Origin of the sequence: Microbacterium sp. MYb72 (assembly GCF_002979415.1) — a bacterium.
GTDB classification, from domain to species: Bacteria; Actinomycetota; Actinomycetes; order Actinomycetales; family Microbacteriaceae; genus Microbacterium; species Microbacterium natoriense.
Window position 1 is genome coordinate 78,159 of record NZ_PCOT01000016.1, and the last position, 12,920, is coordinate 91,078.

At 67.9% G+C, this 12,920-nt stretch carries 15 protein-coding genes; 10 read left to right on the forward strand and 5 right to left on the reverse strand.

The window, feature by feature from the left end:
- The first annotated feature begins 2 nt into the window (after positions 1–2).
- From CQ047_RS10700 to lnt, 7 genes are all read left to right on the forward strand, one after another.
- Positions 3–935 carry a hypothetical protein gene (locus tag CQ047_RS10700; RefSeq protein WP_105675034.1) on the forward strand — a complete coding sequence of 311 codons (933 nt, stop codon included), beginning with the start codon at positions 3–5 and terminating at the stop codon, positions 933–935.
- A complete protein-coding gene (locus tag CQ047_RS10705) occupies positions 935–1,921 on the forward strand; it encodes a YafY family protein (protein ID WP_105675036.1) in 987 nt (328 codons plus the stop codon). The genes CQ047_RS10700 and CQ047_RS10705 overlap by 1 nt, the downstream gene beginning before the upstream one ends.
- Positions 1,918–2,907: a YafY family protein gene (locus tag CQ047_RS10710; protein ID WP_105675038.1), complete on the forward strand. Its 990-nt coding sequence runs from the start codon at positions 1,918–1,920 to the stop codon at positions 2,905–2,907. The genes CQ047_RS10705 and CQ047_RS10710 overlap by 4 nt, the downstream gene beginning before the upstream one ends.
- 31 nt (positions 2,908–2,938) lie before the next feature.
- A complete protein-coding gene (locus CQ047_RS10715) occupies positions 2,939–3,187 on the forward strand; it encodes a twin-arginine translocase TatA/TatE family subunit (RefSeq protein WP_105675040.1) in 249 nt (82 codons plus the stop codon).
- A gap of 62 nt (positions 3,188–3,249) precedes the next feature.
- Positions 3,250–4,008: a twin-arginine translocase subunit TatC gene (gene tatC, locus CQ047_RS10720; RefSeq protein WP_105675071.1), complete on the forward strand. Its 759-nt coding sequence runs from the start codon at positions 3,250–3,252 to the stop codon at positions 4,006–4,008.
- The gene (locus tag CQ047_RS10725; protein WP_105675042.1) at positions 4,005–6,470 is read left to right on the forward strand and encodes an RNA helicase; all 2,466 of its coding nucleotides are present in this window, start codon (positions 4,005–4,007) and stop codon (positions 6,468–6,470) included. Before tatC ends, CQ047_RS10725 begins: the two co-directional genes overlap by 4 nt.
- 12 nt (positions 6,471–6,482) lie before the next feature.
- Positions 6,483–8,021: an apolipoprotein N-acyltransferase gene (gene lnt, locus CQ047_RS10730; RefSeq protein ID WP_105675044.1), complete on the forward strand. Its 1,539-nt coding sequence runs from the start codon at positions 6,483–6,485 to the stop codon at positions 8,019–8,021.
- On the opposite strand, the gene CQ047_RS10735 is transcribed toward lnt, so the two are convergent.
- The 4 genes from CQ047_RS10735 to CQ047_RS10750 all read right to left on the reverse strand — a co-directional run bounded on the left by CQ047_RS10735 (position 8,003) and on the right by CQ047_RS10750 (position 10,673).
- The gene (locus tag CQ047_RS10735; RefSeq protein ID WP_105675046.1) at positions 8,003–8,386 is read right to left on the reverse strand and encodes an RNA polymerase-binding protein RbpA; all 384 of its coding nucleotides are present in this window, start codon (positions 8,384–8,386) and stop codon (positions 8,003–8,005) included. The genes lnt and CQ047_RS10735 overlap by 19 nt on opposite strands.
- A gap of 105 nt (positions 8,387–8,491) precedes the next feature.
- Positions 8,492–9,268 carry a glycerophosphodiester phosphodiesterase family protein gene (locus CQ047_RS10740; protein WP_105675049.1) on the reverse strand — a complete coding sequence of 259 codons (777 nt, stop codon included), beginning with the start codon at positions 9,266–9,268 and terminating at the stop codon, positions 8,492–8,494.
- Complete coding sequence (locus CQ047_RS10745) at positions 9,265–10,191, reverse strand: SPFH domain-containing protein (protein ID WP_105675051.1); 927 nt, start codon at positions 10,189–10,191, stop codon at positions 9,265–9,267. The genes CQ047_RS10740 and CQ047_RS10745 overlap by 4 nt, the downstream gene beginning before the upstream one ends.
- Before the next feature lie 8 nt (positions 10,192–10,199).
- Positions 10,200–10,673 (reverse strand): NfeD family protein, encoded by a 474-nt coding sequence (locus CQ047_RS10750; RefSeq protein ID WP_105675053.1) that lies wholly within the window; start codon positions 10,671–10,673, stop codon positions 10,200–10,202.
- 120 nt (positions 10,674–10,793) lie between these two features.
- Here CQ047_RS10750 and CQ047_RS10755 point away from each other — a divergent pair, with 120 nt between their 5' ends.
- Positions 10,794–11,558 (forward strand): SDR family oxidoreductase, encoded by a 765-nt coding sequence (locus tag CQ047_RS10755; protein WP_105675055.1) that lies wholly within the window; start codon positions 10,794–10,796, stop codon positions 11,556–11,558.
- A gap of 68 nt (positions 11,559–11,626) precedes the next feature.
- Here CQ047_RS10755 and CQ047_RS10760 read toward each other — a convergent pair whose 3' ends face one another.
- Positions 11,627–12,217 carry an HdeD family acid-resistance protein gene (locus CQ047_RS10760; protein ID WP_105675057.1) on the reverse strand — a complete coding sequence of 197 codons (591 nt, stop codon included), beginning with the start codon at positions 12,215–12,217 and terminating at the stop codon, positions 11,627–11,629.
- Positions 12,218–12,398: 181 nt separating this feature from the next.
- Here CQ047_RS10760 and CQ047_RS10765 point away from each other — a divergent pair, with 181 nt between their 5' ends.
- Together CQ047_RS10765 and CQ047_RS10770 are read left to right on the forward strand one after the other, a co-directional pair.
- A complete protein-coding gene (locus CQ047_RS10765) occupies positions 12,399–12,734 on the forward strand; it encodes a helix-turn-helix transcriptional regulator (protein WP_105675073.1) in 336 nt (111 codons plus the stop codon).
- The coding region (locus CQ047_RS10770; protein WP_181155907.1) for a VOC family protein at positions 12,731–12,920 on the forward strand (190 nt) is incomplete at its 3' end. The genes CQ047_RS10765 and CQ047_RS10770, both read left to right, overlap by 4 nt.

The following is a 12,920-nucleotide window of genomic DNA, read 5'->3' on the forward strand; positions in this document are numbered from 1 at the left end:
GCGTGCGTAAAACGTCCGCCGTTGTGGCCACTCTCAGCCTTGCCGTCCTCGCCCTGACCGGTTGCTCGTCGGCGCCGACGTTCAACGGCGCCTCGTGCGATCGGACGACGCACTCCTCCGGCATCGAAGACGCCGTCACCGTGAAGGGTGACCTCGGAACCGAGCCCAAGGTCACCGTCTACACGCCGGTCAAGGGCACGAAGACGACGTACGCCGACACGATCACCGGCAAGGGCCTGCCGCTCGTCAACGGCCAGCAGGTGATGACGGCCGAGCTGTCGATCTTCAGCGGCAACACCGGCGACCTCGTCTACGCGACGTCGTACGACAAGAGCACGGGCAACCTCTCCAACATCGACACGTGGTCCGGTCAGGTGCCCGGCCTCGCCAAGGTGCTGGAGTGCGTCACCGGCGGCTCCCGTGTGATCGCCTCGCTCACCCCGAAGGACTTCGGCGCCGAGCAGCTGTCGAGCTTCGGTCTCAAGGCCGACGACCACCCCGTCTTCGTGATCGACGTCGTCGACACGTTCCGCTCCAGGGCAGAGGGCGCCCTCCAGTTCAACGACGCCCGGGGCGTCCCGACCGTCGTGCGCGCCCCCGACGGCCGCCCCGGCGTGATCATCCCGGACGCCGCGGCTCCCACCTCGCAGGTCGTGCAGACCCTCATCGAGGGCGACGGCGACCCGCTCGAGAAGACGCAGACGCCCGTCGTCAACGTCACGGCGGTCAACTGGGACGACAAGTCCGTTCTCAACACCACGTGGGGCGCCAACCCGATGCTCGACCTGGCGTCCTCGGCGCCGGCCGTCGCGGAGGCACTGGTGGGCGAGCCGGTCGGATCCCAGATCCTCGTCGTCACCCCCGCTGCGAACGGCGGAGGCGCCGTGGCGTACGTCGTCGACATCCTGGGCGCTGTGACGACCGCGGGGAAGTGATGGCCGCCCGCATCCCGGCAGAGGAGCGACTGACGAACCTCGTCGTCGCCCTGATGGCGACGGACATCGGGCTCACCAAGCAGCAGATCCTCGACAACGTCTCCGGATACCGTCAGCGCGCGGATGCCGGTGCGCGGTCCGATGCCCTCGAGAAGATGTTCGAGCGCGACAAGGACGAGCTGCGCACGCTCGGCGTACCGGTGGAGACGATCGGCGAAGCCGCTGACCCGAACGATCTGCGCGAGGCCCGCTATCGCATCCCGCAGGCGGAGTACGATCTCCCGAGCGACATCGAGTTCACTCCCGCCGAGCTCGCTGTCCTGCAGCTCGCCGGGAGCGTGTGGAGCGCGGAGTCCGTGTCGGGCGACGCCCAGGCCGGCGTGCGCAAGATCAGGGCGCTCGGCATCGACGGCGACGAGCCGATCATTGGATTCGCCCCGCGGATCACGGCCCGTGACGCCGCGTTCACGCCGCTGCAGGACGCCATCGAGAAGAGCAGGGTCGTCTCGTTCGACTACCTCAAGCCCGGCGAGGACGCGCCCCGACGCCGCAGCATCCGTCCCCTCGCGCTCGTCGACTACGAGGCCAGGTGGCACGTCTTCGGCATCGACATCGACGCGGACGCCGATCGGATGTTCTTGCTCAGCCGGATCGTCGGCGCCGTCAAGCTCACGAACACATCCTTCGCCCCCGAGCTGCGTGAGGGTGCGGGGGAGCGGGCGCTGGCCGGTCTCGAAGAGGTCGCCGCGAGGAACTCTGCTCTGCTCGAGGTGACCCCCGGTACGGAGGCCTCCCTGAGACTGGGACGCCGCGCTCGTCCGGCGACCCAGGGCATCCGCGTGCCGTTCGTCGATCTGCACATCCTCGCCGATGAGCTCGCGTCCTACGGCCCCGAGGTGCGCGTGGTCGAGCCGGCCGCGCTCCGCGACGCCGTCATCGCACGACTGCAGGCGGTCGTCGACGCCAACTCGGAGAAGAGCGCATGAACGCCCAGCCGAAGCCTCTCCTCGCTGCGGAGCGCGTGCGTCTCTACCTCACACTCGTCCCCTACCTGCTGGAGCACGGTCAGGTGTCGCTCGACGAGGCGGCAGCCGAGTTCGGCGTGGGCCGCGACGAGATGCGCGCGATGGTCGAGAAGCTCACGGTGATCGGCCTGCCCGGGGACTCCGGGTACTGGCAGCAGCCGCAGGAGATGTTCGACATCAACTGGGATCTCCTCGACGACGAGGACATCATCGAGATCACCAACGACGTCGCACTCCGTCGCGTGCCGCGGTTCACCGCCCGCGAGGCCGCAGCACTGCTGGCGGGTCTGCAGATGGTCGCCGCCGTGCCGGCGGTGTCCGACACCGGCCTGGTGAAGGGGCTCATCTCCAAGCTCTCCCGCGGTGCGGCGGATGCTCCGGCCGAGGTCGTCGTGGCGCCGAGCGCGGTCGACGAGGTGCGCGAAGTCGTCGCCCGCGGTGTGCAGGACGGCGTGGCCGTCTCGTTCACCTACCAGGCGCCGGATGCCACCCCCACGACGCGCACGGTCGACCCCGTGCAGATCCTGATCACCAACGCGCAGTGGTACCTGCAGGGCTGGTGCCATCTGCGTCAGGCGATGCGCACGTTCCACCTCGACAGGGTGAGCGACCCGCACCTGACGGACATCCCGATCACGCACGGGGGAGATCACCTTCCCGAGGCCTTCTCCACGGCGGCGGACGAGGGAGAGGTGACCGTACGCGTGCCCGAGCGCGTCGCCCCGCTCCTCGGCGCGTTCCTGTCGGCCGACAACGTCGTCGCGGACGCCGGACTCGTCACCGCGCAGCTGCATCTCGCAGACCCGCGCAGCATCAAGAGACTCGCCGCGCGGTTCGGGGGAGCGCTCGAAGTGATCGATCCGGGGGTCGCGCGCTGTGCGACCCGAGAGTGGGCCGCCGCAGGACTCGCGCTCTATCACCAACCTGCCGACGGCTTTGCCCGTTAGACTCAGTTAACCCCGACTTAAGGAGTTCCCCATGGCTGGCTTGACCGGTTGGCACCTGTTGGCACTTGTCGTCATCGTGCTGCTGTTGTTCGGGGCTGCAAAGCTCCCGGCACTCGCGAAGAGCATGGGGCAGTCTGCCCGCGTCTTCAAGGGCGAGATGAAGGCCATGCGCGAGGAAGACGCGCCCGCGGGGCAGGCGGATTCCACTGAAGCGCCGAAGAACAGCGGCACGACGGCCTCCGACAGCGGCACTGTAGCCGGGCCCGATCGCGTCAGCTGACCTTCGTGGCCGCCATCGAATCGGCCGCGCAGGCTGAGAGCGACGGGCGCGCCGAACGCCGCATGTCGCTCGGCGCGCATCTCGTTGAGCTGCGCAAGCGGTTGATCATCGCTGCCATCGCGCTGGTCCTCGGCATGGTGGTCGCGTTCCTCGTGACCGACCCCATCATCCATTTCATCACCGAGCCTGTACGCAAGATCGCCGAAGAGCGCGGCGACCAGATCGTGGCGCTGACATTCTCCTCGGTGACCAGCCCGTTCGATCTCCGCATGCGGATCGCGTTCTCGATCGGGCTCTTCCTCTCTGCTCCCGTCTGGCTCTGGCAGATCTGGGCGTTCATCATGCCTGGGCTCACGAAGAAGGAGATCCGCTATACGGTCGGATTCGTCGGCGCGGCGATTCCGCTCTTCTTCGCCGGCTGCTACGTCGGCACGCTCGTCGTCCCGCACGTGATCGAGCTGATGGCCGGGTTCACCCCTGAGGGCGGAAACAACCTCTACGAGGCGTCGACGTTCTACGACTTCGTGTTCAAGCTGATGATCGTCGTCGGCGTCTCCTTCGTCCTGCCGGTGTTCCTCGTGGCGTTGAACCTCGCCGGCGTGATGACCGGTCGGGACATCCTCAAAGGCTGGCGCATCGCGGTCCTGGTGGCCGCGGTCTTCGGCGCCCTCGCGACGCCGGCGGCCGACATCGTGAGCATGCTCATGCTGGCGGGGATCCTCGTGCTCCTGTACTTCGCGGCGGCATTCGTCTCCGTCCTGTTCGACCGCCGCAAGCGCAAGCGCGACAAGGCGGCCGGTCTGCTGCCCGACGCCGCATGACGTCTCCTTCCGACCGCTACGCCGCGGCACGCGACGCATCGGAGCATCCGGAGACCCGTGCGTTCGCAGCGAAGCAGCGCTTCGATCTCGATCCGTTCCAGGTCGCCGGATGCCATGCCCTGGAGCAGGGCCGCAGCGTGCTCGTCGCTGCGCCGACCGGGGCGGGGAAGACCATCGTGGGGGAGTTCGCCATCCACCTGGCGATGCAGACCCCCGGAGACAAGGCGTTCTACACGACGCCGATGAAGGCGCTGTCGAACCAGAAGTTCCGCGAGCTCGTCGATGTGTACGGCGCGGACCAGGTCGGCCTCCTCACCGGCGACACGAACATCAACGGCAACGCGCGCATCGTCGTCATGACGACCGAGGTGCTGCGCAACATGATCTACGCCGACTCACCCGCGCTGCGCGACCTGCGCTACGTGATCATGGACGAGGTGCACTACCTCGCCGACCGATTCCGCGGTGCGGTGTGGGAAGAGGTGATCATCCACCTCCCTCAGCACGTCCGCCTCGTCTCCCTCAGCGCGACCGTGTCGAACGCCGAGGAGTTCGGCGACTGGCTCGACACCGTGCGCGGCGACACCGAGGTCATCGTGTCGGAGATCCGTCCGGTCCCTCTCGAGCAGCACGTCCTCGTGCGCGACGACCTGCTGCCGCTGTTCGATGAGCGGGCCGGCCTCGCCACGACCACGGTGAACCAGGAGCTCATGCGCATCCGCTCCTTCACCGGCTCGAACTACGAGAACAACCGCCGCGCGCAGGCGTACAACAGCAACCGGCACGCCGGGCGGAACGCCCAGCGTCCGCAACGCGGCGGGAGCCGACCCAACGCGCGGCGCATCGAGCGCATGGACCGGCCCGAGGTCGTGCACCTCTTGGATCGCGCGAACCTGCTTCCGGCGATCTTCTTCATCTTCAGTCGCGTCGGATGCGATGCCGCCGTGCAGCAGGTCCGCCGCTCCGGCGTGCGACTGACGACCACGGAGGAGCGCGCAGAGATCAGGGCTATCGTCGAGGAGCGCACGCGGACCCTGCAGGACGAGGATCTCGGTGTGCTCGGCTACTGGGAGTGGCTGGACAACCTCGAACGCGGTGTCGCCGCTCACCATGCCGGCCTGCTACCCGCGTTCAAGGAGGTCGTCGAGGAGCTCTTCCAGCGCAAGCTCGTCAGGGTCGTGTTCGCGACGGAGACGCTGGCGCTCGGCATCAACATGCCGGCGCGCACGGTCGTGCTCGAGAAGATGGAGAAGTTCAACGGCGAGGCCCGTGTCGCCATCACGTCGGGCGAGTACACCCAGCTCACCGGTCGCGCCGGCCGACGGGGGATCGATGTCGAGGGCCATGCGGTCGTGCAGTGGACCGAGGGCATGGATCCGCAGGCTGTCGCTGCTCTCGCCTCGCGACGGACCTATCCGCTCAACTCCAGCTTCCGCCCGACGTACAACATGGCCGTCAACCTGATCGATCTGTTCGGGAAGACCCGCGCGCGCCAGATCCTGGAATCGTCGTTCGCGCAGTTCCAGGCGGATCGCTCGGTGGTCGGGCTGGCGAGACAGGTGCGCGAGGCCGAGGAGTCGCTGGCCGGGTACCAGAAGTCGATGGCCTGCGATCACGGTGACTTCACCGAGTACGCCGCGATCCGCCGCGAACTCAGCGACCTCGAGAAGAAGAACCGTCAGGACTCCCACGCCCCGCGAGGCGCACGGGAGAAGCGGATGAAGCGCATCCAGTCCCTCCGCGGGCAGATGCAGCGGCACGGATGCCACAGGTGTCCTGATCGGGAGGCGCACGCGCGCTGGGCGGAGCGCTACTGGAAGCTCAAGCGCCAGACCGACCGTATCCGCCGCCAGATCGAGACCCGCACGGGCACCGTCGCGCGCGTGTTCGACAGGGTCGTCGAGGTCCTCGAGACTCTCGACTACCTGACGGTCGACGCCGCGGGGGAGACGACGCTGACGGATGCCGGTCGGACGATGCGCCGCATCTACGGTGAGCGCGATCTCCTCGTCGCCGAGTCGCTCCGCCAGGGCCTGTGGTCGGGACTCGACGCCCCCTCACTCGCCGCCATGGCGTGCTGCCTCGTCTACGAACCCCGTCGCGACGAGGCGAACTCGGGGGAGCGCGACCTCCCTCGGGGCGCCTTCCGGGTCGCCTACGAGAAGACGACCACGCTGTGGGCCGAGCTCGACGACCTGGAGAAGGACCACCACCTTCCCGGCTCCGAGCCGCTGGCGCCGGGACTCGCCGGAGCGATGCACTCCTGGGCGCGCGGAGGGATGCTCGACCGCGTGCTGATCGACGCCGACATGGCCGCCGGTGACTTCGTGCGCTGGGCGAAGCAGACGATCGACCTGCTCGATCAGCTGTCGATCGTCGCAGAGGATGCCGCGCTCGCGCGCAACGCCCGCGCAGCCCTCGACGGCGTGCGCCGCGGCATCGTCGCATATTCGTCGATGTGAGAATAGGACGTGATGTCCGATTCTCCGGCGCGGCCGCGCCCTCTGCTCCCGCTCTGGGCTGCTGTCCTCTCGGCGGCCGGTGCCGCGGTGCTCATGCACCTCTCGTATCCCGGGGCCGCGGTGTGGATCCTCGCCTTTCCCGCCACGGCGCTGCTGCTGCTCAGCGTGATCGGTCGGCGCGCGGGGGGAGCACTCCTTGTCGGTCTCGTATACGGCATCCTGTTCTTCGCGCTTCTCGTGTCCTGGACCTCGCGCTACCTCGGACCGATCCCCTGGGGCGCTCTCAGCGTCGTCGAGGGCGGTCTCACGGCCCTCGCGATCGTTCCGCTCGCCCTGGCCTACCGGTGGCTTCCTCAGGCGTTCTCCGGGCCCACCGCGCGCCTGGTTCTGCTGCCCTCCGTCGTCGCAGCGCTCTGGGTAGGGCGAGAGCTCTTCCTCGGTAACTGGCCGTACGGGGGTTTCCCCTGGGCGCGTCTCGGCATGAGTCAGGCCGAGAGCCCGCTGGCCCCCGTGAGCTCGTGGGTGGGAGTCAGCGGCCTCAGCTTCCTGATGGTGCTTCTCGTCGCGATGCTCATCGAGGCGGTGAGGCTCCGGCTCTGGAACAGGCCGCTCCGTTTGGTCGTCCCCGCGGCGCTCGTGCTCGTGCTCCTGTTTACTCCGCTCTTCCCGACGGCCCCCAGCGGCTCGATGCGGATCGCCGCGGTGCAGGGAAACGGGCCCACCGGGTACTTCGACGACCGGGAGCCCTTTGCGGTGATCGACGCGCAGACCGCCGCCACCGAGCCGCTGTACGGCGAGGACGTCGACCTGCTCGTCTGGCCCGAGGGGTCTCTCGACGCCGATCCGTTCGAGTACGGCGCCCTCGCGCGAAGGATGTCCTACGTGAGCGCGCGCATCGGTGCACCTCTTCTCGCGAATGCCGCCACGGGGCGCGGCGATCTGTTCTACAACACCTCCATGCTCTGGACGTCGGAGGGGAGCGCTGACCAGATCCACGACAAGCGCCATCCCGTGCCGTTCGGGGAGTACGTCCCTGACCGGGCCTTCTACAACGCGATCGTCCCCGACCTGATCGGACTGATCGGTCGCGAATACACGCCGGGCACGAATCCGCCGATCGTCGACATCGACGGCGTCAAGGTGGGACTGGCGATCTGCTTCGACGTCATCTACGACGACCTGATCCACGAGGGCGTGCAGGACGGCGCACAGGTGCTCGTGTTCCAGACGAACAACGCCGACTTCCGGGGCACCGACGAGAACCTGCAGCAGCTCGCCTTCGCACGCATGAGGGCGATCGAGACGGGGCGCAGCGTGGTCAACGTCTCGACCGTCGGAACGAGCCAGATCATCAGGGCCGACGGGTCGACGGTCACGAGCCTGGACGCGGATGAGGCCGGCGCGATGCTCGAGGATGTCGAGCTCCGCACCGGCCTCACTGGGGGAGTGGTCGTGGGCCCCTGGCTGCAGCAGCTGCTGCTCTGGGGCGGACTGGGCGCGCTCGTGGTCGGGTGGTGGCGCGCCCGGCGCTCTCAGGCGCCGATCTTCTGACGCGTCGGGTCTTCGCCGGCGCCGCGGCGGCCGCGGATGTACGCGAGACGCTCCTCGAGGAGCTCCTCGAGCTCTGCCCGCGTCCGTCGCTCCAGGAGCATGTCCCAGTGCGTGCGCGCGGCCTTCTCATCGGTGGCCTCGAGCGTGACGGCCTGGCCGTCGACGTTCAGGCGGGCCTCCGCGCCGCAGGAGCGGCATTCCCAGGTCTGCGGCGGCTCTGCATCGGCCGCGAACATCAGGTTCGTCACGTGGCCGCAGGTGTCACAGGTGTAGGTGGTCTCACGGCGCTCCATGAAAACGACGCCCTCTTCGCTCTGTAGGCTCTGGGCGCCGAGTCGGATGCCGCGTAGGCTGCGATCTGCCATTGTGTGGTCCTCTCGTCGCTGTCAGGTATAACGCTCCAGCCTGTGCGCTTCATCCGAGCGGACGCCTTCTGCTCAGGATTCACAGCCGAATCCCAGCGCAGAAGGCTATTCGGGCGCGAGAACCCGAAGCGCCACGCCGGCGCGGTCCGAGACGACGCCGTCGGCGCCGAGGGCGACGATGCGGGTCATGTCATCGGGCTCGTTGATCGTCCATACGTGCACCTCCACGCCGTGGCGATGCGCCGCCCTGATCAGCGCCGGGCTCAACACCCTCAGACCGGCCTGCTTCTCCGGGATCTGCACGGCATCGATCTCCTGGAGGACCTTCGCGGGGGGGAGGCGGAGAGTCGACAGGGCGAGAAGCGACGCGATCGTGCCGCTGCCGGCCGACGTCGCCGGTCGGATGCTCGAGCCGGACCTGAGGACGGCCGCGACGGCCCTGCGCCGACGGGCGTCCGAGAAGCTCGTGACGAGCACGCGATCGGCGTGAGGCGCGAGGATCGGTCCGAGCGGGTCGGCGGCGGCATCTGTCTTCACGTCGATGTTGAAGCGGATGCCCGGGAACGTGCTCAGCGCCTCTTCCACGGTCAGGAGACCGCCGTGGTCGGCGAAGAGCCGGCGCAACTCGCGGGTGGTCACGGTGGATATCGCACGATCGTCACCGGTGAGGCGCGTCAGGGTCGGGTCGTGGAACAGCACCACCTCACCGGACGCGGTGACGTGGCAGTCCGTCTCGATGTACTCCACCCCGGCGGCGTGGGCGGCGGCGAAGGCGGCGGCGGTGTTCTCCCAGACACCGGAGTCCTCGCCCGCCGCGGTGATGAGGCCGCGATGGGCGAGGACTCGGGGATGCCGTGCCTTCTCGAAGTACGGGTGGGTCACGCGCCCGGGAAGTTCGTCGGCGGCTGGCCGGGCTTGGGCGTGAACGCGCTGCCGATGCCCTTCAGGGCCTCGGTGAGCTCGCTCGGGATGATCCAGAGCTTGTTCGACTGGCCCTCGCTGATCTTCGGGAGCATCTGCAGGTACTGGTAGGCGAGGAGCTTGTCGTCCGGCTGCCCCTGGTGGATCGCCGTGAACACGTTCTGGATCGCCTCGGCCTCACCCTGTGCACGGAGCACGGCGGCCTGCTTGTCACCCTCGGCCTGGAGGATCGCGGCCTGCCGCTGACCCTCGGCCTCGAGGATCTGCGACTGCTTGGAACCCTCGGCGGTCAGGATCGCGGCGCGACGGTCACGCTCCGCGCGCATCTGCTTCTCCATCGAGTCCTGGATGGAGAGGGGCGGGTCGATCGCCTTCAGCTCGACGCGACCGACGCGGATGCCCCACTTGCCGGTGGCTTCGTCGAGGACGACGCGGAGCTGGCCGTTGATGTTGTCACGGCTGGTCAGCGCCTCCTCGAGGTTCAGGCCACCGACCACGTTGCGGAGCGTCGTGGTCGTGAGCTGCTCGACCGCGCCGAGGTAGTTCGCGATCTCATAGGTCGCGGCCCGGGCATCCGTCACCTGGAAGTACACGACCGTGTCGATCGAGACGACCAGGTTGTCTTCGGTGATCACCGGCTGCGGAGGGAACGAGACGACCTGCTCGCGCATGTCGATGAGCGGACGGAGCCGGTCGATGAACGGAACCAGGAGGTTGAGGCCGGGCATGAGCGTCTTGTGATACTTGCCCAGTCGCTCCACGACGCCGGCCGTGGCTTGCGGGATGATGCGGATGGATCGAGCGAGGGTGACGATCAGGAAGATGATCAGTGCGATGATCACGATCCAGAGGATCGCGGTCGGAATGAACGATGTGTCGTCCACGGAGGCTCCTAGTCGTTGACGGGACGGACGATGGCGGTGGCGCCGTTGATCTCGGTGACCGCGATCCTCGCGCCCTCCGGGATGGCGATCGGCGCGAACGTGCGGGCGGTCCAGGTGTCACCATTGCTGAGCTTGACCTGGCCCGAGATCTGCGTCACCTCCTGCAGGGCGAGACCCCGCAGATCGATGAGAGCATCGACGTTCGACTTCGTGGGGTCTTCACCTCGATGGAGACGCTTCAAGAGCGGCGGCCGGAGGAAGAGGATGAAGATCGCTGTCGCAGCGATCGCGATGATCACCTGCGCCCAGGCGGGGATGCCGAAGAGATCACTCACCAGCCCGACGGCGCTGCCCAGGCTGAGCATGAGGAAGGTGAAGTCGAGCGAGAGCATCTCGATGACGAGGAATACGGCGATCAGGATGATCCAGCCGACCCACGCCCAGTTCTCGATCAGGTCGATGAAGACGGAGAATTCGTTCATGCGGCCTCCTTTTCGGTCAACCTATCACGCGGCCGACGCCGCGGCACGGCGCGACGGAGGGCAGTTGGTAATGTGAGAGAGCCGCGTCATCGCGGCGTTCACGCATCATGAGGAGTCACCGTGACCGACGTTCTTCCCGCAGGTTCCCTCGATGGCAAGGTCGCCCTTGTCACCGGCTCATCGCGGGGCATCGGCGCCGACACCGTGCGCTACTTCGCCGAGGCCGGAGCCGACGTCGTCATCAACTTCCGCAACAAGGCGCCGCGTGCCGAGAAGCTCGCGAACGAGCTGCGCGCGCTCGGTCGTCGGGTGCTCGTGGTCGGCGCCGACCTGACCGACCCGGCATCCGTCTCCGCGATGTTCGACCAGGTGCAGTCCGAGTTCGGACGCCTCGACGTCCTCGTTCTCAACGCCTCCGGCGGCATGGAGTCCGGCATGGCCGAGGACTACGCGCTCACCCTCAACCGCGACGCGCAGCTCAACGTCCTGAACGCCGCGACACCCCTCCTGGGCGACGGCGCGCGCGTCGTGTTCGTGACCAGCCACCAGGCGCACTTCATCCGCACCACTCCCACGATGCCGGAGTACCTCCCGGTCGCGCTCTCGAAGCGCGCAGGAGAGGACGCGCTCCGTGAGCTCATCCCCGGGCTCGCCGAGAAGGGCATCGGCTTCACCGTCGTCTCGGGCGACATGATCGAGGGCACCATCACCGCCACGCTCCTCGAGCGTGCGAACCCCGGTGCCATCTCCGAGCGCCGCGAGTCGGCGGGCAAGCTCTACAACGTCTCGGAGTTCGCCGCGGAGGTGGCCCAGGCCGCGATCGATCCCGTCCCGGCGGACAACACCCGTCTGGTCGGCGACATCAGCGGATTCGCCGCCGAGTAACCGTCTGCTCACGCAAAGAAGCGGCCCCGTCCTCGAAGGACGGGGCCGCTTCTGCGTGAGGGGCGTGACTACTCGCCCGCGACCGCCTGCGTGACGATCTTCGCATCGCGACCGAGGGTGAAGGCGCGGATGATCTGCACCAGGCCGAGCACGACGAGCGAGACGCCGAGGAACACCCACAGCACGAGACCGGCGGCAAGCACGTTGAAGAGCACGTAGACGCCGGCGACGATGCTGAGGATCGCGTACAGCAGGGTCCAGACGCGTGATCCGTCGCTGCCGAGCAGCGTCAGGGACACGATGCCGTCGAACAGCCAGCTGACGCCGATGAAGATGACGGTGATGAGGGCGAGCGTGAGCGCCGCCTCCTTGAGGTTCGCGAACGCGATGACGCCGGCGACGACGTAGAGGAGACCGAGCAGGATGTGGCCGACGCGGGCCCAGCCGCCCTTCGCCTTCGAGAAGATCCCGAGGCCGACGTAGACGACGCCCGCGATGATCAGGTAGGTGGCGAAGATGCCGGTGACGATGACGGCCGACTTGACGGGCCAGACCAGGAGCACGATGCCGGCGATGAGCGACAGCACACCGGAGACGGCCAGGGAGACGCGGATGGCCTTGAAGGCGGATTTGGCGTCTGCGACGAGAGATTCGGACATGATGTGGATCCTTTCTGGGAAGATCCTGTGAGGGATGCCCAACACTGTAGCGCTGACCGTTCCGCGCGCGGGGACGCGCGACGGCGGGGCGTTGCACACGGTCATAGGCCGTGATCCGACGACATGGCAGTATCGGAACGTGACCCCTGTCGACGATGCCCGGCTGCGCGAGCTCTCGGCCATGCGACGCGTGCGCGACCGGATCGATCGCGAGTACGCCAGGCCGCTCGACGTCCCGGCCCTCGCCGCCGGCGTGCACATGTCGGCGGGGCACCTCAGCCGCAAATTCCGCGAGACCTACGGGGAGTCACCGTACGCCTACCTGATGACGCGTCGGATCGAGCGCGCGATGGCTCTGCTCCGACGGGGCGACCTCAGCGTGACCGAGGTGTGCTTCGAGGTGGGGTTCCAATCCCTGGGCACCTTCAGCACGCGCTTCTCGGAGCTCGTCGGCCGGTCGCCGCGCGAGGAATCGAGAAGTGTCGGAGCGAGGGGATCGGTAGCGTCGTGGGCATGAACATCACCATCAACGCCAGCTTCCTCCCGCACACGGACGCCGAGGCATCCGTCGCCTTCTACCGTGACGTGCTCGGATTCGAGGTCCGCAAGGACGTCGGGTACGAGCAGATGCGGTGGGTCACCGTCGGTCCGGTCGGCCAGCCCGACACCGCCATCGTCCTCACGCCGCCCTGCACGCGGATCA